This is a genomic window from Nitratireductor sp. GZWM139 (genome assembly GCF_030068685.1).
Taxonomy (GTDB): domain Bacteria; phylum Pseudomonadota; class Alphaproteobacteria; order Rhizobiales; family Rhizobiaceae; genus Nitratireductor; species Nitratireductor aquimarinus.
Genome location: NZ_JAMQML010000017.1, coordinates 15,777 through 39,050 on the forward strand (window position 1 = coordinate 15,777; position 23,274 = coordinate 39,050).

26 protein-coding genes are annotated in these 23,274 nt (G+C 62.7%); 19 read left to right on the plus strand and 7 right to left on the minus strand.

From position 1 onward, the window contains the following. Positions 1–59: 59 nt before the first annotated feature. Together NDI72_RS18265 and NDI72_RS18270 are read right to left on the minus strand one after the other, a co-directional pair. Complete coding sequence (locus tag NDI72_RS18265) at positions 60–1,556, minus strand: FAD-linked oxidase C-terminal domain-containing protein (protein WP_283801308.1); 1,497 nt, start codon at positions 1,554–1,556, stop codon at positions 60–62. Positions 1,557–1,634: 78 nt separating this feature from the next. After that, positions 1,635–3,020, minus strand: coding sequence for a DUF3422 family protein (locus NDI72_RS18270; protein WP_283801309.1), 1,386 nt, complete (start codon positions 3,018–3,020; stop codon positions 1,635–1,637). A gap of 211 nt (positions 3,021–3,231) precedes the next feature. Here NDI72_RS18270 and NDI72_RS18275 point away from each other — a divergent pair, with 211 nt between their 5' ends. The 13 genes from NDI72_RS18275 to yidC all read left to right on the plus strand — a co-directional run bounded on the left by NDI72_RS18275 (position 3,232) and on the right by yidC (position 15,294). Next, the gene (locus NDI72_RS18275; RefSeq protein ID WP_206544682.1) at positions 3,232–4,017 is read left to right on the plus strand and encodes an FCD domain-containing protein; all 786 of its coding nucleotides are present in this window, start codon (positions 3,232–3,234) and stop codon (positions 4,015–4,017) included. A gap of 50 nt (positions 4,018–4,067) precedes the next feature. Next, on the plus strand, positions 4,068–4,841 hold the full coding sequence (locus NDI72_RS18280) for a (Fe-S)-binding protein (RefSeq protein ID WP_206544683.1): 774 nt from the start codon (positions 4,068–4,070) through the stop codon (positions 4,839–4,841). Then, positions 4,841–6,280: a LutB/LldF family L-lactate oxidation iron-sulfur protein gene (locus tag NDI72_RS18285; RefSeq protein ID WP_206544684.1), complete on the plus strand. Its 1,440-nt coding sequence runs from the start codon at positions 4,841–4,843 to the stop codon at positions 6,278–6,280. Before NDI72_RS18280 ends, NDI72_RS18285 begins: the two co-directional genes overlap by 1 nt. Next, positions 6,277–6,951: a LutC/YkgG family protein gene (locus NDI72_RS18290; protein WP_206544685.1), complete on the plus strand. Its 675-nt coding sequence runs from the start codon at positions 6,277–6,279 to the stop codon at positions 6,949–6,951. Before NDI72_RS18285 ends, NDI72_RS18290 begins: the two co-directional genes overlap by 4 nt. A gap of 3 nt (positions 6,952–6,954) precedes the next feature. Next, complete coding sequence (locus tag NDI72_RS18295) at positions 6,955–7,695, plus strand: metallophosphoesterase family protein (protein WP_283801313.1); 741 nt, start codon at positions 6,955–6,957, stop codon at positions 7,693–7,695. Positions 7,696–8,041: 346 nt separating this feature from the next. Then, on the plus strand, positions 8,042–8,686 hold the full coding sequence (locus NDI72_RS18300; RefSeq protein WP_283801315.1) for a hypothetical protein: 645 nt from the start codon (positions 8,042–8,044) through the stop codon (positions 8,684–8,686). A 31-nt stretch (positions 8,687–8,717) separates the two neighbouring features. After that, on the plus strand, positions 8,718–9,455 hold the full coding sequence (locus tag NDI72_RS18305) for a 16S rRNA (uracil(1498)-N(3))-methyltransferase (RefSeq protein WP_206544799.1): 738 nt from the start codon (positions 8,718–8,720) through the stop codon (positions 9,453–9,455). A gap of 115 nt (positions 9,456–9,570) precedes the next feature. Then, on the plus strand, positions 9,571–10,944 hold the full coding sequence (locus NDI72_RS18310; protein WP_206993861.1) for a glutamate--cysteine ligase: 1,374 nt from the start codon (positions 9,571–9,573) through the stop codon (positions 10,942–10,944). A gap of 146 nt (positions 10,945–11,090) precedes the next feature. Then, complete coding sequence (locus tag NDI72_RS18315; protein ID WP_206547127.1) at positions 11,091–11,984, plus strand: DUF937 domain-containing protein; 894 nt, start codon at positions 11,091–11,093, stop codon at positions 11,982–11,984. A 117-nt stretch (positions 11,985–12,101) separates the two neighbouring features. Continuing rightward, the gene (locus NDI72_RS18320) at positions 12,102–12,728 is read left to right on the plus strand and encodes an FMN-binding negative transcriptional regulator (RefSeq protein ID WP_283801316.1); all 627 of its coding nucleotides are present in this window, start codon (positions 12,102–12,104) and stop codon (positions 12,726–12,728) included. A gap of 217 nt (positions 12,729–12,945) precedes the next feature. Continuing rightward, positions 12,946–13,080, plus strand: a complete 135-nt coding sequence (gene rpmH / locus NDI72_RS18325; RefSeq protein ID WP_206544691.1) for a 50S ribosomal protein L34 — start codon at positions 12,946–12,948, stop codon at positions 13,078–13,080. Positions 13,081–13,103: 23 nt separating this feature from the next. Then, positions 13,104–13,484 (plus strand): ribonuclease P protein component, encoded by a 381-nt coding sequence (gene rnpA / locus NDI72_RS18330; protein WP_113154294.1) that lies wholly within the window; start codon positions 13,104–13,106, stop codon positions 13,482–13,484. Then, positions 13,477–15,294, plus strand: coding sequence for a membrane protein insertase YidC (gene yidC / locus NDI72_RS18335; RefSeq protein WP_206544800.1), 1,818 nt, complete (start codon positions 13,477–13,479; stop codon positions 15,292–15,294). Before rnpA ends, yidC begins: the two co-directional genes overlap by 8 nt. Before the next feature lie 107 nt (positions 15,295–15,401). Here yidC and NDI72_RS18340 read toward each other — a convergent pair whose 3' ends face one another. Beyond that, positions 15,402–16,025 carry a TetR/AcrR family transcriptional regulator gene (locus NDI72_RS18340; protein WP_206544692.1) on the minus strand — a complete coding sequence of 208 codons (624 nt, stop codon included), beginning with the start codon at positions 16,023–16,025 and terminating at the stop codon, positions 15,402–15,404. A gap of 103 nt (positions 16,026–16,128) precedes the next feature. On the opposite strand from NDI72_RS18340, the gene NDI72_RS18345 reads away from it, so the two are divergent. The 5 genes from NDI72_RS18345 (at position 16,129) to yihA (ending at position 19,477) form a co-directional block, all read left to right on the plus strand. Then, a complete protein-coding gene (locus NDI72_RS18345) occupies positions 16,129–16,974 on the plus strand; it encodes an NAD(P)H-binding protein (RefSeq protein WP_283801319.1) in 846 nt (281 codons plus the stop codon). A gap of 288 nt (positions 16,975–17,262) precedes the next feature. Then, positions 17,263–17,901: a CatB-related O-acetyltransferase gene (locus NDI72_RS18350; RefSeq protein ID WP_206544694.1), complete on the plus strand. Its 639-nt coding sequence runs from the start codon at positions 17,263–17,265 to the stop codon at positions 17,899–17,901. Between the two features lie 107 nt (positions 17,902–18,008). Continuing rightward, positions 18,009–18,377, plus strand: a complete 369-nt coding sequence (locus tag NDI72_RS18355) for a hypothetical protein (protein ID WP_206544695.1) — start codon at positions 18,009–18,011, stop codon at positions 18,375–18,377. Further along, on the plus strand, positions 18,374–18,682 hold the full coding sequence (locus NDI72_RS18360; protein ID WP_206544696.1) for a hypothetical protein: 309 nt from the start codon (positions 18,374–18,376) through the stop codon (positions 18,680–18,682). The genes NDI72_RS18355 and NDI72_RS18360 overlap by 4 nt, the downstream gene beginning before the upstream one ends. Before the next feature lie 147 nt (positions 18,683–18,829). Beyond that, positions 18,830–19,477 carry a ribosome biogenesis GTP-binding protein YihA/YsxC gene (gene yihA, locus NDI72_RS18365; protein WP_113156189.1) on the plus strand — a complete coding sequence of 216 codons (648 nt, stop codon included), beginning with the start codon at positions 18,830–18,832 and terminating at the stop codon, positions 19,475–19,477. Positions 19,478–19,534: 57 nt separating this feature from the next. On the opposite strand, the gene msrB is transcribed toward yihA, so the two are convergent. The 4 genes from msrB to NDI72_RS18385 all read right to left on the minus strand — a co-directional run bounded on the left by msrB (position 19,535) and on the right by NDI72_RS18385 (position 22,159). Next, on the minus strand, positions 19,535–20,044 hold the full coding sequence (msrB, locus tag NDI72_RS18370) for a peptide-methionine (R)-S-oxide reductase MsrB (protein ID WP_113154299.1): 510 nt from the start codon (positions 20,042–20,044) through the stop codon (positions 19,535–19,537). Positions 20,045–20,214: 170 nt separating this feature from the next. After that, positions 20,215–20,769 (minus strand): fasciclin domain-containing protein, encoded by a 555-nt coding sequence (locus NDI72_RS18375; protein ID WP_206544698.1) that lies wholly within the window; start codon positions 20,767–20,769, stop codon positions 20,215–20,217. A gap of 128 nt (positions 20,770–20,897) precedes the next feature. Then, positions 20,898–21,623: an anti-sigma factor gene (locus NDI72_RS18380; RefSeq protein ID WP_206544699.1), complete on the minus strand. Its 726-nt coding sequence runs from the start codon at positions 21,621–21,623 to the stop codon at positions 20,898–20,900. Next, positions 21,620–22,159 (minus strand): sigma-70 family RNA polymerase sigma factor, encoded by a 540-nt coding sequence (locus tag NDI72_RS18385; RefSeq protein ID WP_206544700.1) that lies wholly within the window; start codon positions 22,157–22,159, stop codon positions 21,620–21,622. Before NDI72_RS18385 ends, NDI72_RS18380 begins: the two co-directional genes overlap by 4 nt. Positions 22,160–22,351: 192 nt before the next feature. Here NDI72_RS18385 and argB point away from each other — a divergent pair, with 192 nt between their 5' ends. Further along, positions 22,352–23,245, plus strand: coding sequence for an acetylglutamate kinase (argB, locus tag NDI72_RS18390; RefSeq protein ID WP_206544701.1), 894 nt, complete (start codon positions 22,352–22,354; stop codon positions 23,243–23,245). Positions 23,246–23,274: the final 29 nt, after the last annotated feature.

Below are 23,274 nucleotides of genomic sequence, written 5' to 3' on the forward strand. Positions count from 1 at the left end.
AAGGGCCGGGCAGGGCCGGATGCCGGCGCCTGCGTGAAACAATTCCATGAAGGCCATGCTCAGAACCGCTCCAGTTCCGGAAACGGCATCTGGCCGCGATGAATGTGCATGCGGCCAAGCTCGGCGCAGCGGTGCAATTGCGGAAACACCTTGCCCGGGTTCAGAAGGTGGCCCGGATCGAACGCGCATTTCACGCGGATCTGCTGGTTCAGATCATCTTCGGTGAACATTTCCGGCATCAGGTCGCGCTTCTCCACGCCGACGCCGTGCTCTCCGGTCAGAACCCCGCCCACCTCGACGCAGAGACGCAGAATGTCCGCGCCGAAATCCTCGGCCTTCTCCAGTTCGCCCGGCCTGTTGGCGTCATAGAGAATGAGCGGATGAAGATTGCCGTCGCCGGCATGGAACACATTGGCGACGCGCAGCCCGTATTTTTCAGACAGCGCGCGCATGCCCGCCAGAACCCGTGGCAATTGCTTGCGGGGGATCGTGCCGTCCATGCAGTAATAATCAGGCGAGATGCGGCCCACCGCCGGGAAGGCGGCCTTGCGCCCGGCCCAGAACACGGCGCGTTCCTCGTCGGACGTGGAGGCGCGGCTGGTGGTCGCGCCGTTCTGGCGGGCAATCGTTTCCACCCGGTCGATCAGGTGGTCGACTTCTGCCTGCGGTCCATCAAGTTCGACAATCAGAAGCGCTTCAACATCGAGCGGATAACCCGCATGAACAAAGTCCTCGGCGGCGCGGATGGCCGGGCCGTCCATCATCTCCATCCCGCCTGGAATGATGCCTGCACCGATGATCTCGGCCACGCACTGGCCCGCTTCCTCGCTTGAGGGAAAGCCGATCAGAAGCGCGCGCGCCGTCTCCGGCTTCTGCAGAATGCGCACGGTCACCTCGGTCACCACACCGAGCAGGCCTTCCGAGCCGGTCATCAGGCCGAGCAGGTCATAGCCCTCGGCATCCAGATGCTTGCCGCCGAGCCGGATCACGTCGCCATTCATCAGCACCATCTCGATGCCCAGAACATTGTTGGCGGTCAAACCGTATTTCAGGCAGTGCACGCCGCCGGAATTCTCCGCCACATTGCCGCCGATGGAACAGGCGATCTGCGAAGAGGGGTCCGGCGCATAATAAAAGCCCGCCTGCTCGACCGCGTGGGTGATGCCCAGATTGGTTACGCCCGGCTGCGCAACCACGGCGCGGTTGGCGTAATCGATGCCGAGAATGCGGTTGAAACGGCTCATCACCAGAAGCACCGCGTCTTCAAGCGGCAGCGCCCCACCGGAAAGCGAGGTGCCCGAGCCGCGCGGCACGACGCGAATATCGCGCTCATGGCAATATTTCAGGATGCGCGACACCTGCGCTGTCGTTTCGGGCAGGACAACGACAAGCGGCATCTGGCGATAGGCGGTCAGCCCGTCGCTCTCGAAGGCGCGCATTTCGTTCTGCGCATCCACCACGCCCTCGCCGGGCACGATGATGCGCATGTCGGCAATGATTTCCGCACGCTTCTTCAGGGTTGCCGCATTCGCCTGCGGCATTTTCAGGCCGGACATCAGAACTCCCTCACTGGTTCAATCAATTTACCAGTGTGTTGATGGTTCTGTAAATGCTGCTTGGAAAGCGTGCCTGCGTCAATCCGCCTCGGTGCCGATGTTGGCGTCCTCGCGGGCGTGGTGGCGGCGGATGCGCCGCACCAGAAGCCAGATGCACAAAACGGCCACGGGAACGGCGGCGGCGGTGATGACCTCGCTCGAAATGCCGGGGAGCGCGGGCTTTGCGCCCTTGGCCACATAGCCGACCAGCCCCACCACATAATAGGAGATGGCAGCCACGGAGAGGCCTTCCACCGTCTGCTGCAGGCGAAGCTGCAATTGCGCACGGCGGTTCATGGAGGCGAGCAGATCGCGGTTCTGGCGCTCGACTTCCACGTCCACCCAGCTTCTGAGCAGGTTTGCGGCGCGCGTCAGCTTGCGCGAAAGATTGGCCTGGCGCTCTTCCACCGAGCGGCAGGTGCGCATGGCGGGTGCAACGCGGCGCTGCAGAAAGGCGGCCCAGGTTTCGTAGCCGGCCATGGGGGCTTCGCTCAGTGTCTCGAGCCGCTCCTCCACAATGCCGTGATAGGCGCGGCTTGCGCCAAAGCGATAGAGGCTGGCGGCGGCGTCCGCTTCCAGCTCGGCTGCAAGTTCCGTCAGTTCGCCCAGAAGCTCCTGGCTGTCATGCCTGTCGCGCTGGCGCATGCGCGCGGTCAGCGCGGCCAGCTGGTCTTCCATGCGGCGCAGGCGCGGCGACAGCGATTGCGCCAGCGGCAGGCCAAGCATGGCGAGCGTGCGATAGGTCTCGATGTCGATCAGGCGTTGCGAGAGCGCGCCGATACGGGCCGGGGCGAGATCCTTTTCGAGGATCAGGATGCGGGTCAGCCCGTCGCCATCCTGCCGGAAATCCGTGGCCACGGCAGCGCGTCCGCCTTCCACCACCGAATAGCCAAGGCTTGCCGGATCGAAGGCGCTGACCAGCTTTTCCGTCGCGCTCGTCCATTTGCGGATCTCCACGCGCGTGCCGGAAATGGCCGTGCCGGGCGGGCTGAAGCCGTTGCCGAAGGGGGATTCCTCAAGCGGCTTGCCGGTGCGCGGCGAAATCGGGCAATCCCACTGATAGCTCGAAAATTCCGTGTGGCGCTCCCAGCGCAGCGTGCCCTTGCCCCACTTCATGGCGTGGTGGCGCGCATTGGTCTGTGGCGGGGCCACGCCAAGCCGGCGCGACAGATCGGCAAGCACGGCCTGATCCACCGCCGAGCCGCCTTCGGTCATGAAGGAGAGCTGGATGATCAGTCGCGGGGCTTCCAGAAGCGCGTGCGGGCGCGCATGCACTTCGCCCAGCGCGCCAGCGCGCCCGTCATGGGCGGGAAAGCCCAGAACGCTGCCGGTCACCAGTGTTTCGAGAGACGATTCCCCAGTCTTGTCTTGCCTTGTCTTGTCTGCGCCTATCGCGACAAGCTGTTCCCCATTTTCTTGGCTCATTGCGCCTTGCCGTCTGCATCAGGATGGACCTTTTGCAAGTATGCTACCGGCTTTGCGCAGGGCGCAATGCGCGAGTGTCATTGGCTGATAGTCTAATTATTGGACAAAGAAATTGACCAGTTTGACGGGCTTGCGTTATTCTCCGTCTCACGAAAGCGTTTGAGCGCCGAGAACGGCAGACGAAAACGGCACACGAGAACGGCAAGGGCCGGTGGAAGCAGTTTTTTCCAGAATTGAGCATGCCCGCACGGCGGATGGCGTCATCCGGCAGATCGAGACGCTGATCCTCGAAGGCGTTCTGCGCGATGGCGACAGGCTGCCGGGCGAGCGCGATCTTGCGCGTCAGCTCGACGTGTCGCGTCCGATCCTGCGTGAAGCACTGAAGATGCTTGAAGAGCGCGGCCTGATCCTCACCCGCCATGGCGGCGGCACCTATGTGGCAGATATTATCGGGCAGGTTTTCACCACGCCGGTGCGCGAACTCATCGCCACCCATCGCAAGGCGACCGCCGATTATCTGGAATATCGCCGTGAGATGGAGGCCGTCGCCGCCGAGTTTGCGGCGCGGCGTGCGACGCCGGAGGATCTGGTTCTCCTGCAGGCCATCATGAAGCGCATGGATGCGGCGCATGCTTCTGAGGATTTCGAGGCGGAAGCGGCCTGCGATGTCGAGTTTCACAATGCGGTGGGCGAGTGTGCGCATAACATCGTGCTCCTGCACACGCTGCGCGCCTGCTACCGGCTTCTGTCGGATGGCGTGTTTCTGAACCGCGCCCGCATTTACGAACTGCCGGATGCGCGCAACACGCTGCTTGCCCAGCACCGGGCGATCCATGACGCAATTGTCGCGGGAAATCCCGAGGCAGCGCGTGCGGCTGCGGTCGCGCATATCGATTTCGTCGAAAAAGCCACCTTTCAGGCCGAGCGATCGGGCGACTGGCAGCGCATCTCGCGGCTGCGTCTCCATCAGCGCGGCGGAGAGGTTGCGGAACAATGAGCAAGCCAACCGGCCCTGCCGAACAATTCAAGCCAGCGAAAGAAGAACCGTTGAAAGAAGAAAGCACCTCACCGAAGCGCGTCGGCCTGTTCGTCACCTGCCTGGTGGACCTGTTCAGGCCTAGCGTCGGCTTTGCCGCCGTGAAGCTGCTGGAAGACGCCGGTTGCACCGTCGAGGTGCCCATGGCGCAAACCTGCTGCGGCCAGCCGGCCTATAATTCCGGCGACAGGGAAGACGCAGCCGCCATTGCGCGCCAGACCATCGAGGCCTTCGAAGATTTCGATTATGTGGTCGCGCCTTCGGGCTCCTGCGCCGGCATGCTCAAGAAGCATTATCCCGCGCTGCTCAAGGGCACGCCCTTCGAGGCGCGAGCCGAAGCCTTTTCGGGCCGGGTGCATGAGCTGGTGAGCTTTCTGGTCGATGTGCTGGGCGTCGCGTCGGTGCCGGTCAGTCATGAGGGCAGCGTCACCTATCACGATTCCTGTTCGGGTCTGCGCGAGCTTGGCATCCGCTCGCAGCCGCGCCAGCTTCTGTCTTCCATTGAGGGGCTGGAACTCAAGGAGATGCAGAACCCCGATGTCTGCTGCGGCTTCGGCGGCACGTTCTGCGTCAAATATCCCGACATCTCCAACAAGATCGTTGAGGAAAAGACGGCCAGCATCGAGGGAGCCGAGGCGGGCACGCTGCTCGCGGGCGATCTGGGCTGTCTCATGAACATGGCAGGCAAGCTGCACCGTCAGGGCAGCAAGGTTGAGGTTCGTCACGTGGCCGAGGTTCTGGCCGGCATGACCGACAAGCCGGCAATCGGCGGGGGAGGACGCTGATGGAGGTACAGTCTCCGCAGTTCAAGGAAAAAGCGCGCAAGGCAATGGCCGACGAGCAGTTGCAGCGCGCCATGGGCAAGGCCAAGGTCGGCTTTGTCTCCAAGCGCAGGAAGGCGGTCGACGCACTGCCTGAGTTCGACGAGCTGCGCTCTTCGGCGCGCGCGATCAAGGATCACACGCTCGAACATCTCGACCTTTATCTGGAAGCCTATGAGCGCAAGGTGATTGCGTCGGGTGGTCGGGTGCACTGGGCCGAAACGGCCGAGGATGCCCGTCAGGCGGTGCTCAGCATCTGCCGCGCGGCCGGTGCGCGCACGGTTACCAAGGGCAAGTCGATGATCACGGAGGAGATCGCGCTCAACGATTTCCTCGAAAAGGAAGGCGTGCGCCCGGTCGAAACCGATCTGGGCGAATACATCATCCAGCTTCGCGGCGAGCATCCGAGCCACATCATCGGCCCGGCGCTGCATTTGAACAAGGAACAGGTGGAAGAGGATTTCCGCCGCGTTCACACAGAGCTTCCGCCGGAGCGCGACCTGTCGCAGCCCGAATCCCTGCTCGGCGAGGCGCGAAACATTCTGCGGCCGCAGTATTTTCAGGCCGATGTCGGCATCACGGGCGCCAATTTCCTGGTGGCCGAAACCGGCACGTCGATCATTGTCACCAATGAGGGCAATGGCGATCTGACACAGACGCTGCCGCGCATTCACATCGTCGTCGCCTCCATCGAGAAGGTGGTGCCGACGCTGGAAGATGCGAGCCAGATCCTGCGCGTGCTGGCCCGCTCGGCCACCGGTCAGGACATGAGCGTCTACACCACGCTCTCCACCGGGCCGCGCCGCCCGGACGATCCCGACGGGCCGGACGAGTATCACGTCATCCTGCTCGACAATGGGCGCTCCTCCATGCTCGGCACGGAGTTCCATGAGATGCTGCGCTGCATTCGCTGCGGCGCGTGCATGAACCATTGTCCGGTCTATCACGCGGTTGGCGGCCATGCGTATGGCTGGGTCTATCCGGGGCCGATGGGCTCGGTGCTCACGCCCTCGCTTGTGGGCGTCGACAAGGCGGGGCATCTGCCCAACGCCTCCACTTTCTGCGGGCGGTGCGAATCCGTCTGCCCGATGCAGATCCCGCTGCCGCGCATGATGCGCAACTGGCGCGAGCGCGAGTTCGAGCGCGGGCTCAATCCGGCGGCGCAGCGCTTCGGCCTCGGCTTCTGGGCGTTCTTCGCCCGCCGACCGAAGCTCTATCGTCTGGCCACATCGATGGCGATCCCGACGCTTTCGGGGTTTGCCGGACGGCGCGGCTGGTTCCGTTCGCTGCCCTTTGCGGGCGGCTGGACGCGGCACCGCGATCTGCCGGCGCCCGAAAGCCGCACCTTCATGCAGCAATGGCGCGACCGCGAGGCCGGCAAATCTGAAAGGAGCGCGGTATGAGTGCGCGCGAAGCCATTTTGGGCAAGCTGCGTTCGGCAGCGTCTGTTTCCGCCAGCGATCATGCGCGGCGCGAAGCCGTTGAAAAACGCCTCGCCAAGCCGCCCCGCGGGTTGATCCCGGCGCGCGGCCAGTTGGAAGGCGAGGCGCGGATTGCCCTGTTCTGCAGCATGGCCGAGGCCGTGACGGCTACCGTCGAGCGGGTCGGCAGCGCCGATGACGTGCCGAAAGCCGTCACCCATTATCTGCGCTCCAGGAATCTTGCGCCCAGCGTGCGCATGGGCGACGACAAGCGCCTCAAACGCATGGACTGGGCGAGCCAGAAGTCCCTTGAGGTGAAGCACGGGCGCGCCGAGCCGCAGGATGAAGTGGGCGTCAGCCACGCACTCGCCGGCATTGCGGAAAGCGGCACGCTTGCCCTGCCTTCGGGCAAGGATAACCCCACGACGGTCAATTTTGTGCCCGATCACCATGTCATCGTCGTTGATGCGAAGGACATTGCCGGCGATCTTGAAACGGTGATTTCCCGCGTGCGGCGCAAATACGGCAGAGGTGAAATGCCCAGGGTTCTCAATCTCATCACCGGGCCATCGCGGTCGGGCGATATCGAGCAGACCATGCTGCTTGGCGCGCACGGTCCGCGCGCCCTGCACATCATCGTCGTCGACGGGTGATCCATGGCGATCGGGGTCTCCTGCAATGAGGCTTCGACGCCGGAGGGCATGCGCCTCTATGCGGTGGGCGACATTCACGGCCGGCATGATCTGCTGGCCGCGATGCATGCGCGGCTCATGGAGGAAATTCTCCATGACAGGCCTGCCGACTGGCGCATCATCTATCTGGGCGATTACGTGGATCGCGGCTCCAATTCGCGCGGGGTGCTCGAATATCTCGCCAATCTGCGCGAGAGCGACCCGCGTGTCATCGCGCTTGCCGGCAATCATGATGTGGGGTTCCTCGACTTCCTGTCGAACCCCGATCCGTTCGGTCTCTTCTCCTGCCATGGCGGGTTCGAGACGGCGCTTTCCTATGGCGTGGAAATCGACCTGACCTCACGCGAAGCGATGGAGCCGGGGCATGCGGCCCTGGTGCGCGCGGTGCCGCAGCGGCACAGGGCCTTGCTCGCGACCCTGCCATATTCCGTTTCGTTCGGTGATTTCTTCTTCTGCCACGCCGGCATTCGTCCGGGCGTACCGCTGGAAGATCAGACGCCCGACGACCTCACCTGGATCAGGCGTGCATTTCACGCGCATGAGGGGCTGCATCCCAAACTCATTGTACACGGGCACACGCCGGTACGCGCGCCGGAGATTTGCAGCAACCGGATCAATCTCGACACGGGCGCATGGCACACCGGTCGGTTGACGGCTCTCAGAATGGAAGGTCGGGAGAAAGTGCTGATCGAGGCCGCCTGTTGAGGAAGGCGGCCTGTGGGATCACGACTGAGCGCGCTGTTTGGCTGCGCTCAGATTGAAGTCTAGTCGACAGCGGTGGAGATGCCGTAGCCATCCACGGGATGGTGGTCGCCGGTGGCGCCTGCCGAAAGGAGTCTTGCTCCAATCAGTGTGAACGCTGAAACGGTAATCAGAAACACGACAGTTGCACGCCCGATTGTCATCCGGCCAAAGTCCCCTTGAAGGTCAACAAAAAGCAGCTCCCCATGCTGCGGAGGCTGCTATAAACGAAAACAGCTTAAGATTGAAACAAATTATACGCCAATACCCACATACTTTATGACAGGTCCCGAAATTGGTGGAAAATCGAATGAGTCTGCAGAATCGCGTTAATCCATTCGGGCAATTGATTACAACCCATGCGCGCGGCCTCTTCACCGGCAATCGTGGGGTGATTCATGATCCTGACACAAAGACGCTCCTGCGCCGCCGCTGGACAACCAAAGCGTGGATCATCTGTCAGTGCAGTTTCAGGGGGCGGCATCGCGAGGTGATGGGCCGCAACGGACCTTCCGGCGGGGCGGGCTGGACCGAGCTTTTCTTTCTCGATGAGGTCACGGCGCTGGCGGCTGGCCACCGGCCCTGCTTTCATTGCCGCAGGGAGCCCGCCACGCGCTTCATGAACTGCGTGCGCGCGTTCTGCCAGTCTCCGCAGATGAAGGCCCCGGAGGCGGGCGCCATCCTGCATGCGCAGCGCTATGCCGTCACCGGAACACCCGTGGAGCTCTCCGCATCGCAGGTCGCAACGCTGCCCGACGGGACAATGATCGCCATTGGCGAGAGAGCCCATGCGCTGCGTTCCGGTGTTCTTCACGAATGGGGCTTCGCCGGGTATGGCGCGGCCCGCACCCTCGAAAGCCTGCCACCCGTCGTCCAGCTGCTTACGCCGCGTTTGAGTATCTCGGCGCTTGAGGCCGGTTACGCGCCGGTCTGGCACGAGGCCATCGCCTCTTGACGCGGCATCGCCGATCCACCATCAGACCGCCATGCGTGCGAATTACAAATTGCAGCGGCTGTTCATCGATGCCGCACTCGCCCCCGACGCCGAGGTGGAAACCAGCCGGGAACAGGCCCACTATCTCAGCCATGTTCTGCGCCTGCGCGAGGGAGCCGAGGTTCTCGTCTTCAATGGCCGCGATGGCGAATGGCATGCGGAGCTCATTGAAGCCGGCCGCAAGTCGGTGCGCCTGCGCATGACGAAACAGGCCCGGCCGCAGACCCCGCTGCCCGACCTGCTTTACTGTTTCGCTCCCCTGAAGAAGGGGCGGCTCGATTATCTGGTGCAAAAGGCCGTGGAAATGGGGGCAGGGCGTCTCCAGCCGGTCATCACCCAGCACACCCAGGTGGCCAAACCCGGCACGCAGCGCCTCGAGGCCAATGTGATGGAGGCTTCCGAGCAGTGCGGCATTTTGGCCGTGCCCGAGGTGCTGGAGCCGGTGAAACTCGACCGGCTTCTTGCCGACTGGGATCCCGAACGGCGTCTCATTTTCTGCGATGAGGATGCGGCGACCAACAATCCCATGCAGGCGCTTTCGGGTGTCACGGAGAAGAAGCTGGCGCTGCTTGTGGGGCCGGAAGGCGGGTTTTCCGACGCGGAACGCGCCCAATTGCGCGCTTTGCCCTTCGTCACATCCATTCCGCTCGGCCCGCGCATTCTGCGCGCCGACACGGCAGCCGTTGCCGCGCTCGCCGTCATTCAGGCAAGCGTTGGCGACTGGGAATGAGTGGAGTAGTAAAGCGCTTGTGAAGAGAGGTTGACGCTCCTGTCAGCACTTTTTACTTGAAGCGGATTGTCAGCATGGTCCATCAGATCGCTGATGGTTTGCCAGGAGAGCAGTTATGGCCCGTGACACCACCGACAATCGGCCGATCGAGCGGGTCGAAGAACTTGCCGACGATCTCGCGAAGGGCTGCAAGCCGCGCGAGAAATGGCGCATCGGCACCGAGCACGAAAAATTCCCCTTCTATGTCGATGGCAATCGCCCCGTTCCCTATGAGGGCGAGCGCGGCATCAAGGCCGTTCTGGAAGGCATGCAGCGCGTTCTCGGATGGGACCCGATCAATGATGACGGGAACATCATCGGCCTTGTCGAGCCGACGGGGCAGGGCGCCATCTCGCTGGAGCCGGGCGGACAGTTCGAATTGTCCGGCGCACCGCTGGAGACGCTCCACCAGACTTGCCGCGAGGGCAATGCCCATCTGGCGCAGCTGCGCGAGATCGCAGAGCCGCTCGGCATTCGCTTCCTCGGTCTCGGCGGCAGTCCCAAATGGACGCTGGCCGAAACGCCGCAGATGCCCAAATCGCGCTACAAGATCATGACCGCCTACATGCCGAAGGTCGGCACACAGGGCCTCGACATGATGTACCGCACCTGCACCATTCAGGTTAACCTCGACTTCGAGACCGAAGCCGACATGCGTCGCAAGATGCAGGTCGCGCAGCGCCTGCAGCCGCTTTCCACGGCGCTGTTCGCCAATTCTCCGTTCACCGAAGGCCGGCTGAACGGCTACCAGTCATGGCGCGGCGAGATCTGGCGCGACACCGACAATCAGCGTTCGGGCCTTCTGCCCTTCGTGTTCTCCGATAATTTCGGATTCGCCGATTACGTCGAGTGGGCGCTCGACGTGCCGATGTATTTCATCATCCGCGACGGCCGCTATCACGACTGTACGCACGTCACCTTCCGCCAGTTCATGAATGGCGCGCTGAAGGATGAGGTGACCGACGGCCTGCCCACCATTGGCGACTGGTCGAACCATCTTTCCACCCTGTTCCCGGATGTGCGCCTCAAGCGCTTCCTGGAAATGCGCGGCGCCGATGGCGGCCCGTGGCGGCGCATCTGCGCGCTCCCGGCCTTCTGGGTCGGTCTGCTCTATGATCAGGCCGCGCTCGACGCCGCCCATGATCTGACCTCTGACTGGTCGTTCGAGGAGATCGAGGTGATGCGCAACGCCGTGCCGGCGGAAGGTCTTGCCACGCGTTTCCGCAATCACGACCTGCGCGAGGTTGCGCGCGAGGTTCTGGCCATTTCGCGCAAGGGGCTTTCCGCCCGCAAATGTCTCAATCCGGAAGGCTATGACGAGGCGAGCTTCCTCAGCCCGCTTGATGAGATCGTGGCCCGCGGCACCACGAGCGCGCAGGAGCTCGCCAACGCGTTCAACACGCGCTGGGACCGCTCCATCGAACCGGTGTTCCTCGAGCAGGCCTACTAAGCCTGCCCGGACCGGCGTTTTTTCGGACCGGCTTTTCGGGTCGGCAAAGACAAAGCGCGCTTGTCGGGTTATCTTCCTGAAACAATGGTTTGCTATCCGCCTGTCACCCTTGGGATGGGACTGGCGGGATTACTAAGGAGATGCCCATGCTTCCGCTGTTCGAGATGCTCAACAATGCCGGTCAGGGACAGGGCGTGGACCAGTTCGCCCGGCAGTTCGGCATTTCGCAGGATCAGGCGCAGCAGGCCATGGAAGCGCTTCTGCCGGCTTTCAGCCAGGGCCTGAAGCGCAACGCCGCCGACCCCTATGGCGCGGGCAATTTCCTTGGCGCGCTCGCGTCGGGCCAGCACGCCAAATATTTCGAGGATGCGGCAAGCGCCTTCAGCGCGCAGGGCATGACCGAGGGCAATGGCATTCTTGGCCATCTCTTCGGCTCCAAGGATGTGAGCCGCGCCGTGGCCAGCCACGCCGCGCAGGCGACCGGGCTTGGCGAAGACATGATCAAGCAGATGCTGCCGGTGCTCGCCTCCATGATCATGGGTGGCCTGTTCAAACAGTCGACGGGCCAGATGCCCGGCGCGCAGCCGCGCCAGACGCAGGCGCAGGCCGGCGGTGGTGGCATGCTGGGTGACCTGATGGAGCAGATGATGCGCCAGATGGGGCAGCAGCCGGGTTCCACGCAGTCGCGCAGCCGCGCGCCTTCGGGCATGAGCCCTTCAGACAATCCGTTCGGGCAGATCCTTGAGGGCATGTTCGGTGGCGGCGCAGGCGGTTCTTCCGGGCGCAGCGCTCCCTCCGGCGGGCAGGGCAACAACCCGCTTGGCGATATTTTCGATCAGTTCCTGAGAGGCGGTCAGGGCGCATCCCAGACCCGCCGCGAACCGGAGCCTGAGCCCAATCCGAGCGGGCGTCCGCGCAATCCCTATGACGATCTGTTCGGCCAGATGTTCGAGACCGGACGCCAGACGCGCGACGATTATGAGCGTGGCGTCGAAAACATCTTCGAGCAGTTCCGGCAGGGCATGGAGCGCCGTCGCTAATCTCTCTGCAGCCTGTTACGCCACAGCGGTTTTCCGGTTGTGCAAGGTGGCCGCGGTTCTTTTGCGCGATGGCGAAGCGTTCTATGTCTGGTTCATTCCCGGAGGAGATGAGCCTTGATGTATTGTCCGCCCGCCTTTCGCGTTGAAGAACTCGCATCGCTTCACGGTCTGATGCGTGCGGCGCGGCTCGCCAATGTCGTAACCTTCGGGGCCAACGGGTTGCATGCCAGCCCTCTTCCCCTGTTCCTTGACGAAACCGAAGGTCCTTTTGGCACGCTTTACGGCCATTTCGCGCGCGCCAATGCGCAGTGGAAGGACACGCCGCTGAATGATGCGCTGGCGATCTTCATGGGGCCTGACGCCTATGTCTCGCCCTCCTGGTATGCTTCCAAGAAGGAGCATGGAAAGGTCGTCCCCACCTGGAACTACAGTGCGGTTCACGCGCGCGGCCCGATCGAATTCTTCGATGATGAGGCGCGGCTTCGCGATGTGGTGGAGCGGCTGACCAATCTGCACGAGGCCGAACGGCCGGAGGTCTGGTCGATGTCGGATGCGCCCGCACCCTTCCTCAGGGGGCAGCTGCGCGGGATCATCGGGCTGCGGCTTCCCATCACCGGTCTTGAGGGCAAGAACAAGATGAGCCAGAACCGCAGCGCCGCAGACCGGGCCGGTGTCGCAGAAGGAATGGCCGGCAGTTCTCACGCCTCCGAGAGGGCGGTTGCAGGGAAGATCCCGGTGGAATGAAGCCCCGTCCCGCATTTCACATGGGGACCGTTTGACGCGGTAATGCCTGTGAAGCGCCGTTTTGATTGACTCAACGCATCCATAATCCTATAAGCCCGCCACGCTTGGGCCTTGCGTCTGGCGGCGTGTTGTCACGCCTTCGGACATGCCCGAAAAAGCGAAGCTCCTGTTCAAAGAAACAGAATAAAGAAGGGCCGCACTCCGCGGTATTAAATAAATGAAGCGTACATATCAGCCTTCCAAGATCGTTCGTAAGCGTCGGCACGGATTCCGCGCCCGCATGGCCACAAAGGGCGGTCGCCGCGTTATTGCAGCGCGTCGCAGCCGTGGTCGCAAGCGGCTGTCCGCATAAGGTTCGGAGGCGAGGCCGGAAAGATGACGGACCGGCCAGCCGTCCCACCCCCGGCGCGTCTTAAAAAGCGCGCCGAATTTCTGGCTGTCCGTCGCGGTGAAAAACGGCGCGGGCGGCTTTTTTTGCTGGAAGTGCTTGATCGTGGGGATGAAAATCCGCCGCGGCTGGGCATTACGGTAACGAAAAAAGTCGGCAACGCGGTTGTTCGAAACCGCGTGCGCCGGCGGCTCAAAGAAGCCTGCCGCCTCCACGCGGTCCACGACATGGCCGCCGGCAAGGATTATGTGATCGTGGCGCGGCGTTCTGTGCTTGATGCACCGTTCGCCTCCCTGAAAGACGAGCTTTCCCGCCGTATCGGAGAAACCGAGAACCGGCGCGGAAAGGGCAAGGACCTTGATGGATAACAATCGCAATTTTCTCATCACGATCGCGCTCTCCGTGGTGATCCTGACGCTCTGGCAGGTGTTCTACATGAACCCGCGCATTGAGTCGGAGCGCGAGATCGCGCAGATCGAAACGCAGCAGGCCGCGGAAGCCGCACAGGCCCTTGCGCAATCCAACGGTGAGAACAGCGATATTCCCACCCCGACCAGCGGAGCCGGTGCGGTGCCGGGAACTGCCGGTCAGGCGGCCGTGCCTGCCGACCGCGAGACGGCGATTGCCGGCAGCGAGCGCGTGGAGATCAACACGCCGCGCATTTCGGGCTCCATCAATCTGACCGGCGCACGTCTCGACGACCTGCTCCTCAAGGATTACCGGGTCACGGTCGACAAGGATTCGCCGAACATCCAGCTTCTCAACCCCTCGACAGGTCCTGACGGCTATTATGTCGAGACCGGCTATGTGGGTTCGGAAGCCGCTGGCGCGCTGCCGGGTCCGTCCACCCAGTGGACCATCACCGAGGGCGAGGTTCTCACCCCCGATACGCCTGTCACGGTCTCCTTCACCAACGACAAGGGCCTGACCTTCAATCGTACCTTCTCGGTCGATGGCAATTACATGTTCACCGTGTCGGACGCGGTGGAGAATGCTTCCGGCGCTCCGGTTGCGCTGCGCAATTATGGTCGCACCACCCGCATCGGCACGCCCGCGACCTCCGGCATCTACATTCTGCATGAGGGCCTCATCGGCGTGACCGGCGAGGAAGGCCTGCAGGAAATCGATTATTCCGACGTCGAGGAAGAAAAGCGCATCACGCCCGGCAAGTCGTCCGATGGCTGGCTCGGCATCACCGACAAGTACTGGGCGGTCACGATGATCCCCCGTACCGGTCAGGACTTCCAGCCGCGCTACACCTATTCCGGCGACACCACCCCGCGCTACCAGGCCGATTATCTGACCGACGAGATCGTGGTCGCCGATGGCGCTTCGGTCACCTCTGAGCTGATGGTTTTCGCCGGTGCGAAAGAGGTCAATGTTGTCGACGCCTACGAGACGGCCGATGGCGTGCGCCAGTTCGAGCTTCTGATCGACTGGGGCTGGTTCTACTTCCTCACCAAGCCGATGTTCTTCCTCATCGACTGGCTGTACAAACTGCTTGGCAATTTCGGCCTGGCCATCCTGGCCACCACGGTTGTCGTCAAGCTCATCTTCTTCCCGCTCGCCAACAAGTCCTACAAGTCCATGGCGAACATGAAGAAGGTTCAGCCTGCCATGCTCGAAATCCGCGAGAAATATGCGGATGACAAGATGAAGCAGCAGCAGGCGATGATGGAGCTCTACAAGAAAGAGAAGATCAATCCGCTGGCCGGCTGCTGGCCGATCCTGATCCAGATTCCGGTGTTCTTCTCGCTCTACAAGGTGCTCTACGTCACCATCGAAATGCGTCACGCACCGTTCTTTGGCTGGATTCAGGACCTTTCGGCTCCCGATCCGACGTCGATCTTCAACCTGTTCGGTCTGCTGCCTTACGACGTTCCGGCCTTCCTGATGATCGGCGTCTGGCCGCTGATCATGGGTGTCACCATGTTCCTGCAGATGCGCATGAACCCGACGCCGCCGGATCCGACGCAGGCCATGATCTTCAACTGGATGCCGGTGATCTTCACCTTCATGCTGGCCACGTTCCCGGCCGGTCTGGTGATCTACTGGGCATGGAACAACTTCCTCTCCATCGTCCAGCAGGGCGTGATCATGAAGCGCCAGGGCGCGAAGATCGAGCTCTGGGACAATCTGGCCGGATTGTTCAAGAAGAAGCCAAAACCTGCCGAATAGGCGGTAATCAAAGAAAAAGCCCCGGTTCGACCGGGGCTTTTTTGTTTTCGGGCGATTGCCCGCCGCGCTTCATCCGTCGGTGCGCGGATGCTGGCGGTCCGGCGCGTTTAATCGAGCAGTTCGCGCAGCGCCATGCGCTTGTAATCGTCCACCAGACGGCGGCCTTCCGCTTCCGGCATCTGGATCGCCAGCCGCATGGTCGCCTCGCCCAGATGGATGATCAGAAGGGCGGTGGAGGCCGTGGCGTCCGGGTCGCGCGCAGGCTTGGCGCGCAGCATCGCGGCAGCCAGTTCCTGCGCATTGGCGCGCGCATCTTCCAGATCCAGATCGCAAAGCGCCTTGTCGGCCTGCGTGCCCGACCAGATGTCCCGCATCACGGGCTCCGAGAGGAACATCGCGTAATACTCGTCGATCAGCTCCGTGAAAGCCTGTTCCAGCTCGCTCGGGCTGGAGACGCCATCAAGCCCCTGACAGATACAATCCCGGCCCGCCTCGTTGTAGTGCTCGGCCAGCGTGCGGACGATGGCGGCCTTGTCCGGGAAATACTGGTAGAGCGAGCCGATGGAGATGCCCGCCCGCGCGGCCACATCGCTCATCCTGAGCTGATCGCTTCCTGCTTCCGCAATCATCTGTGTCGCCACCGCAAGAATGCGCTCCACGCGCTCCTGAGCGCGTTTCTGCATGGGCCTCTTGCGAATGCTGGCGCCGTGGCCGGTTTCCGTCTCAGACATCGAAATCCTTTTGTGAGGGATGCTCACATTACTGTTGACATCAATAATATGAGGATTTATCACATTTGCAAATGTGAGAGTTTATCACTTTATGGAGGCCAGCATGACAGACCAGCAGATCGACCCAGCCCGACCCATTCTCGTGACCGGCGGCACGGGCAAGACCGGCCGCCGCGTTGCGGCGCGGCTCAGCGAGGCGGGCATTCCCGTCCGCGCCGTCTCGCGCAGCAGCGAGATCCCGTTCGATTGGGAAAAGCCGGAGACATGGGATGCAGCGCTTGATGGTGTGGGCGCCGCCTATGTCAGCTATTATCCGGACCTCGCGGTGCCGGGCGCTGCCGAGACGGTCGATGCGTTTGCGAAGCGCGCGCTGGAGAAAGGCGTAAAGCGGCTGGTGCTTCTGTCGGGCCGGGGCGAAGAAGGAGCCGAGCACGCAGAGCAGCTCCTGATGCAGAGCGGGGCCGACTGGACGATCCTGCGCGCGGACTGGTTCTTCCAGAATTTTAGCGAAGCCTTTTTTCTCGATGCGATCCTGGCCGGCGAACTCGCCTTGCCGGTCGGCGATGTGCGCGAGCCCTTCATCGACGTTGAGGATATCGCCGACGTGGCCTTCGTCACGCTCACGCAGCCAGGTCATGCGGGCAGGGCGTACACGCTCACAGGCCTGCGTTCCATGCGCTTTGACGATATGGTGAGCGAGATCGGGCAGGCGTGCGGGCGCGACATCCGCTTCATTCAGATCCCGGTCGACGTCTTCGTGGAAGGCGCGCGCCAGCAGGGGCTTGAGGAGCCGCTTGTGGCCCTTATGCGCGAATTGTTCACCGAGGTTCTGGACGGGCGCAATGAAAGCGTGAGTGACGATGTCGAGAAGCTGCTCGGCCGCCCGCCGCGCGACTTCTCCGATTTTGTCCGCCGCACGGCGCAGACCGGCGTCTGGGATGTCGCCTGATCCACGCTCGACGCAAACCTGATGAGGATGCCGTCATGACCGTCCGCTCTTTGCATTGGCCGTTCTTGCCACGCTGGAGCGGGCGTCATGGCGGCGTCTTCCTGACGTTTTGCCATTGTTGCCCGCGCGCCGCGCCTCCGCTATGAAGGGGGCCGCAATCAGGGAGCGCCTTCGATGAACAACTAAGGGGACCGCAACAGACACGCCGCCGTGACTTCAGGTCCGGTCCGTTTTCCGCATGCCGGAGGCGGTGTTTTCTTCCCCTTTGTTGAGATCAAGGAGGTCCTCATGCACGGACCCAATCCCGCCACGCCATATCCCATGGCCGGCTTTCCCCGCACCGTATTCCTGAAAAGTTTCATCACCCGTCCCAATATCGAGGTGGGCGACTTCTCCTATTACGACGATCCGCAGGGCGCGGAGCGTTTCGAGGAGAACAATGTCCTCTACCATTTCGACTTTCTGGGCGACCGGCTGGTCATCGGCAAATTCGTGGCCATCGCCCATGGCGCGACGTTCATCATGAACGGCGCAAATCACCTCATGACCGGCTTCTCCACCTTTCCCTTCAACATTTTCGGCAATGGCTGGGAGGAAGGTTTCGACGCCGGGACCTATCTGGAGCACGGGCGCGGCGACACGATTGTCGGAAACGATGTGTGGATCGGCCGGCAGGCGCAGATCATGCCGGGCGTCACCATTGGCGACGGGGCGGTGATCGGCGCGAACGCCGTGGTCGCCTCCGACGTTCCGCCCTATGCGATTGCCGTGGGCAATCCGGCCCGTGTCCTGCGCGTGCGCTTTGCGCCGGAAACCGTGGCGGCGCTTCTCGAAATCGCATGGTGGTCCTGGCCCGCCGAGAAGATCAGCCGCAACCTTGCGGCCATTCGCGGTGCGGATCTGGAGGCCCTGAAGGCTGCCCGCTGAGGCGGCCTTCATCCCTTCCTCATTAAACTTGACTTTTTTAGTAAAGCATTGTGTCTGTGGTCGGGTCGCTCCGAACCTTCGGGGCGGAAAGCCGAGAGACAGGCGACATGATACATCTGGATCCGATTGGTGACTTTGCACCTCACCATCCTTGCGAAACGCAGGAGCTGGAACGTCATCGCGGCAAGCTCCTGCGTGTCGAGCGCCTGCGCTCCAAGGTGAAGGCGGCCAAGGCCGCCGCCGCAGAAAGCCTTTCCCGCGCAAACGACGCGCCGGAGCCGCATGACAGCGCAAACACGCTGTTCGTTGCCCTGTTCGACGCGCACTGCCGGGATCGGGAAAAGCTGTTCGAGGCAATGCGCGAACTCGATGAGGCGTGCCGGGAGCTGCACGCCGCGTCGGCGGGCATGAATTTCGTCGCCTCGCTCCCGCACCGGCCAGCCAAGCAATTAGAAGGGACTGCGTTTCACAGATGACTGGATTTGAGCGTCGCCGCGAAGAGGCGGAAATGCATCTGCGCATGCAGTTGATGAAGGAAATGAGCGAGGTCATGCAGCGCACGGGCCTGCCGCCGATGATCGTCATGCGCGAGGCCGTGCGGGCCATTGGCGTGATCTATCGCGAAACGGCCGATGCGCATCAGGGGCCGGGCTCCTGTTCCTGCGGATGGCAGCCGCAGGAAGCCGCCGATCTCGACTATCTGGGCCGCGCTCTGCTCGAGGCGAGCCGCCAGCCGCGCCGCCGCGACCTCGGCGCGATGCAGGTTCTCGGCACCGCCTGAGCGGTGCGTCCGGTGCGGTTTCCCCAACAGCGCTGTTGACAAAAGCCTCGCCAGTCTTGATGCCGTCATCTGAACGATAATGGAGATGATGGCGTGAACGCATCAGAAGATGGCGCAGCCACCGGCAACGCGCAGACTGAGCAGCAGATCGGCCGGCAGATCGACCGAACGAGTTTCCTGCGGCCGTGGGTGTTCCTGCGCGGCGCGCCTGCAATGAAGTTTCTGCCGCCGGAAGGGCCGCCAGAAGTGGCGTTCGCCGGTCGCTCGAATGTGGGCAAGTCGTCGCTCATCAATGCGCTCATCGCGCAGCGCGGTCTTGCGCGCACCTCCAACACGCCGGGCCGCACGCAGGAACTGAACTTCTTCGTCCCCGATGGCTATTCCGGCGCCGATGGCGACATGCCCCCCATGGCGATCATCGACATGCCGGGCTATGGCTTCGCCAAGGCGCCCAAGGCGCAGGTCGACGCCTGGACGGAACTGGTGTTCGATTATCTGAGAGGCCGGGTGACGCTGAAGCGCGTCTTCCTGCTGATCGACGCACGCCACGGCATCAAGAAGAATGACGAGGAGGTCATGGACCTGCTCGACAAGGCTGCCGTTTCCTATCAGGTGGTGCTCACCAAGATCGACAAGATCAAACCGCCCGCAGTGGTGCGGCTGCTTGCCGATACCGAAGCGCAGCTGAAGAAGCGCGCCGCAGCCTATCCGGAGATCGTCGCCACCTCTTCGGAGAAGGGGCATGGCATGGACGAACTGCGCAACGCCATCGCGCGCGCCGTCTCGGACGGCTGACGCGCGAAGGCGAGAATGAGCAGGCTCAGCCGGGCGCAGGCTCACCCGGGCGCAGACTTAGCTGGGCATTGTGGGGCCGGGCCTGAACTGCATGGCCACGCCATTGATGCAGTGGCGCTTGCCGGTCGGTTGCGGTCCGTCATCGAAGATGTGGCCCAGATGACCGCCGCAGCGGCGGCAGTGGCACTCGGTGCGGGTCATGAACAGCGAGTTGTCCGGCCGCGTGCCGATGGCGTTCGGCAGCGCTTCCCAGAAGCTTGGCCAGCCGGTGCCGGAATCGTATTTCACTTCAGATGAATAGAGCGGCAGGTCGCAGCCTGCGCAATGGAAGAGCCCGGCGCGCTTCTCATTGTTCAGCGGGCTCGTAAAGGCCCGTTCCGTCGCTTCTTCGCGCAGAACCGCAAACTGCTGTTCGGTCAGGATGGCGCGCCATTCGTCTTCGGTCTTCGTGATCTCGAAGGTCTCGGCCATGGCGCTGCCGCCGGGGCGCTTGTGCGCCAGAAATGCGCCTCCGGTCAGGGTCGCGAAAGCGCCCGCCGCGCCATAAAGAAAATTACGCCGTCTCATCGTCAAACTCCTTCGCACATCATGCCGTGCATTGAACGCCGGGAATTCCGGGAGGATTCGGGCCGACCCTAAGCCCGGCGCTCCATCACCTCCAAGTCAAGTCGGTGTGAGATGAGGGGTTACTGAAGGGCAGCCGAAGCCGCCCTCCAGATGCGTGAAGCGTTCTGCGATCAGCCCTTCGGCAGAAGCACCGTGTCGATGACGTGGATGACGCCATTCGACTGATCGACGTCGGCAATGGTCACAGTCGCCACATTGCCGTTCTCATCGGTCAGGGTGATGTTGTCGCCGTCCATCTTGGCTTCCAGCATGCAGCCGCCAACGGTCTTGACCGGATGGTTGCCGCCATCATCGGAAATCATCTTGCCAATGGCGTCGGACATGGCTTCGGTCGCGACCACGTGACAGGTCAGGATCGTGGAAAGCTGGTCCTTGTTTTCCGGCTTCAGCAGCGTCTCAACCGTGCCGTCCGGCAGTTTTTCAAAGGCGGCGTTGACCGGTGCAAACACGGTGAAGGGGCCTTCGCCGGACAGCGTGTCGACCAGGCCTGCAGCCTTCACGGCAGCCACCAGCGTGGTGTGATCTTTCGAGTTGACCGCGTTTTCGACGATGTTCTTGTCGGCATACATGGCTGCGCCGCCAACCATCGGGTTTTCGGCCAGAGCCGATCCCGTGAAAGCGAGAGCGAGCGAGCCGGCGAGAAGGGAAGCAGTGATCTTGCGCATGTCTAAACTCCTCAGGTTCGTTTGCGGGACCGCCTTCATGGTCGGCCCTTTTGGGAACACGAGGAGCCACGGATGCCTTCCACGGAGAGTTTCAAAAAAGTTCGATTTTTTTTTGAAGAAGGCCGAAATCAGATGTCGCGCAGGTCGCCGAGCGCAACCACCGGACCCGTCGGCGCGCCCGATGGCGATCCGCCCAGCGGCTCCGTGGTGATGGCGAAGACCGCACCGGCGTCGATGGCCTCACCGAGCGCCTGGCTCAGTGCGACGTGAACGCTGGACCCGACCGGAATGATGCCCAGAGAAACCGGCGCATTGTCGCCCTCTATGGCCCAGAGTTCGAAGTCGCGGCCATCAGGACGCGCGCCCGAAACATGCGAGAGCGAGACGTCGCGTTTCGTCCCGTCATAGACCGCGAGATAACGCACATCCGTGTCGTCATGGGCGAGGGAGGCGACGAAACGCTGCTCGGCCACCGGCGGTGCGCCGAAGGGCAGGCTGGTATAGGTCAGCGCGACATAGGCGGCAAAGGCCAGAAGCGCCGCCACGGCGAAACCGCGCCAGAATGCGAGGCTCGACCATAACCCCGGTCGGCTGGTCTGCGGGCCCGCACCGAACAGGCTTGCATCGATGGCTGTCTTCACACGGGCGGGCGCTTCCGCCGGTTCATAGGCGTCGGCCATGGGGGCAAGCTGCGCCTCCCACCGTTCCACGAGACGCGCGAATTCGGGTTCCGTTTCGATGCGGCGCGTGGCAGCGGCGCGCTCATCGGCAGCGAGAACGCCCAGCACATATTCGGCTGCAACGAGATCGTCCTCGTCGCGTCTGTCCGGTCCGTGTTCGTCTGCCACCGTCATCGTTCCAGGCATTCCCTGAGCTTGAGCAGGCTGCGCCGCAGCCAGGTTCGCATTGTGTTGAGCGGCACGTCGAAATGTGCTGCAAGTTCGGCATAGCTGTCGCCGTTGAGATAGGCTCCCCGCACCGCCGTGGCGCGGTCGGCCTCCAGTTCGGCAAGGCAGGCGTCAATGCGCCGCCGTTCGCTGCCGGCCTGAGCCATGGCCTCGGGGGTCGGCGCGGGGTCGGCAATTGCGTTCGCCTCATCCAGTTCTTCAGTCGGGGCCTTGCGCGCCCGCAGCCGGTCGATGGCGTGATTGCGCGCCACCGCCACGAGCCAGGTGATCGGGCTCAGGTCCGACGCGGCAAACCGGTCGGCCTTGGTCCATATCTTCACATAGACTTCCTGCAGCGCCTCTTCGGCCTCCGCCCTGTCTTTCAAGACACGCAGGCAGACGCCAAAGAGTTTCGCGCTCGTGTGCCGATAAAGCAGATCGAACGCCGCACGCTCCCGGAGCGCGGTTCTGAAGATCAGCTTCGTTATCTCATCTGGCGTCATGGGCGGAAGATTAGGCGGATTGTCGACTGGTGGGAAGGCGGGTTTGCAGATCAGCTAGCGCGCGCACAGACAAAGGCAAGGGGGCGACTGCCGCGCGGATCAGGCTTTTTGTGTCCGGGGCATGCAAGATCATTTCACTTGCTGCGAAAAATGCTTTATGAAACCGCCGTTTTGACTTTGGGGAATAACGCGATGACGGACATGACGGAAACTGCAGAAGCACAGGCGCGCTTTCTTTCGGCGGCGCTGCCTTACATGCAGCGTTATGAGAACAAGACCATCGTCGTGAAATATGGCGGTCACGCCATGGGCGACAATGCGCTTGGGCAGGCTTTCGCCCGCGATATCGCGCTCCTCAAACAGTCCGGCGTCAGCCCCATCGTCGTTCATGGCGGCGGCCCGCAGATCGCGGCCATGCTCAAGAAAATGGGCATCGAATCGAAGTTCGAGGGCGGCCTGCGCGTGACCGACGCGAAGACCGTGGAGATCGTCGAGATGGTGCTTGCCGGCTCCATCAACAAGGAAATCGTGGCGCTCATCAACGCCGAGGGCGAATGGGCCATCGGCCTGTGCGGCAAGGACGGCAACATGGTGTTTGCCGAAAAGGCGCACAAGACGGTGGTTGATCCCGATTCCAACATCGAGCGCGTGCTCGATCTCGGTTTCGTCGGCGAGCCGGTGGAGGTCGACCGCACTTTACTGGACCTTCTGGCCCATTCTGAAATGATCCCCGTCATCGCTCCGGTCGCGCCCGGCCGCGACGGTCACACCTACAACATCAATGCCGATACGTTCGCCGGCGCGATTGCCGGTGCTGTGCGCGCCACGCGCCTCCTGTTCCTGACCGACGTGCCGGGCGTGCTCGACAAGGACAAGAACCTGATCGACGAGCTGACGGTCGCCGAAGCGCGCGCGCTCATCAAGGACGGCACGATTTCCGGCGGCATGATCCCCAAGGTTGAAACCTGCATCCAGGCGATTGAGCGGGGCGTCGAAGGTGTCGTCATCCTCAACGGCAAGACCGCGCATTCCGTGCTGCTCGAGCTCTTCACCGAGCATGGCGCGGGCACGCTGATCGTTCCGTAAGGGACGGCTGCGGAAAAAACGCGAAAACC

Coding starts and splice junctions, on each gene's coding strand:
- NDI72_RS18355 (WP_206544695.1), top strand. CDS start 18,009: ATGATACATCTGGATCCGATTGGTGACTTTGCACCTCACCATCCTTGC.
- rpmH (WP_206544691.1), top strand. CDS start 12,946: ATGAAGCGTACATATCAGCCTTCCAAGATCGTTCGTAAGCGTCGGCAC.
- rnpA (WP_113154294.1), top strand. CDS start 13,104: ATGACGGACCGGCCAGCCGTCCCACCCCCGGCGCGTCTTAAAAAGCGC.
- NDI72_RS18295 (WP_283801313.1), top strand. CDS start 6,955: ATGGCGATCGGGGTCTCCTGCAATGAGGCTTCGACGCCGGAGGGCATG.
- NDI72_RS18340 (WP_206544692.1), bottom strand. CDS start 16,025: ATGTCTGAGACGGAAACCGGCCACGGCGCCAGCATTCGCAAGAGGCCC.
- NDI72_RS18285 (WP_206544684.1), top strand. CDS start 4,841: ATGGAGGTACAGTCTCCGCAGTTCAAGGAAAAAGCGCGCAAGGCAATG.
- NDI72_RS18375 (WP_206544698.1), bottom strand. CDS start 20,769: ATGCGCAAGATCACTGCTTCCCTTCTCGCCGGCTCGCTCGCTCTCGCT.
- NDI72_RS18385 (WP_206544700.1), bottom strand. CDS start 22,159: ATGACGCCAGATGAGATAACGAAGCTGATCTTCAGAACCGCGCTCCGG.
- NDI72_RS18310 (WP_206993861.1), top strand. CDS start 9,571: ATGGCCCGTGACACCACCGACAATCGGCCGATCGAGCGGGTCGAAGAA.
- NDI72_RS18350 (WP_206544694.1), top strand. CDS start 17,263: ATGCACGGACCCAATCCCGCCACGCCATATCCCATGGCCGGCTTTCCC.
- NDI72_RS18265 (WP_283801308.1), bottom strand. CDS start 1,556: ATGTCCGGCCTGAAAATGCCGCAGGCGAATGCGGCAACCCTGAAGAAG.
- yidC (WP_206544800.1), top strand. CDS start 13,477: ATGGATAACAATCGCAATTTTCTCATCACGATCGCGCTCTCCGTGGTG.
- NDI72_RS18315 (WP_206547127.1), top strand. CDS start 11,091: ATGCTTCCGCTGTTCGAGATGCTCAACAATGCCGGTCAGGGACAGGGC.
- argB (WP_206544701.1), top strand. CDS start 22,352: ATGACGGACATGACGGAAACTGCAGAAGCACAGGCGCGCTTTCTTTCG.
- msrB (WP_113154299.1), bottom strand. CDS start 20,044: ATGAGACGGCGTAATTTTCTTTATGGCGCGGCGGGCGCTTTCGCGACC.
- NDI72_RS18305 (WP_206544799.1), top strand. CDS start 8,718: ATGCGTGCGAATTACAAATTGCAGCGGCTGTTCATCGATGCCGCACTC.
- NDI72_RS18380 (WP_206544699.1), bottom strand. CDS start 21,623: ATGACGGTGGCAGACGAACACGGACCGGACAGACGCGACGAGGACGAT.
- NDI72_RS18320 (WP_283801316.1), top strand. CDS start 12,102: ATGTATTGTCCGCCCGCCTTTCGCGTTGAAGAACTCGCATCGCTTCAC.
- NDI72_RS18270 (WP_283801309.1), bottom strand. CDS start 3,020: ATGAGCCAAGAAAATGGGGAACAGCTTGTCGCGATAGGCGCAGACAAG.
- NDI72_RS18360 (WP_206544696.1), top strand. CDS start 18,374: ATGACTGGATTTGAGCGTCGCCGCGAAGAGGCGGAAATGCATCTGCGC.
- NDI72_RS18300 (WP_283801315.1), top strand. CDS start 8,042: ATGAGTCTGCAGAATCGCGTTAATCCATTCGGGCAATTGATTACAACC.
- NDI72_RS18345 (WP_283801319.1), top strand. CDS start 16,129: ATGACAGACCAGCAGATCGACCCAGCCCGACCCATTCTCGTGACCGGC.
- NDI72_RS18290 (WP_206544685.1), top strand. CDS start 6,277: ATGAGTGCGCGCGAAGCCATTTTGGGCAAGCTGCGTTCGGCAGCGTCT.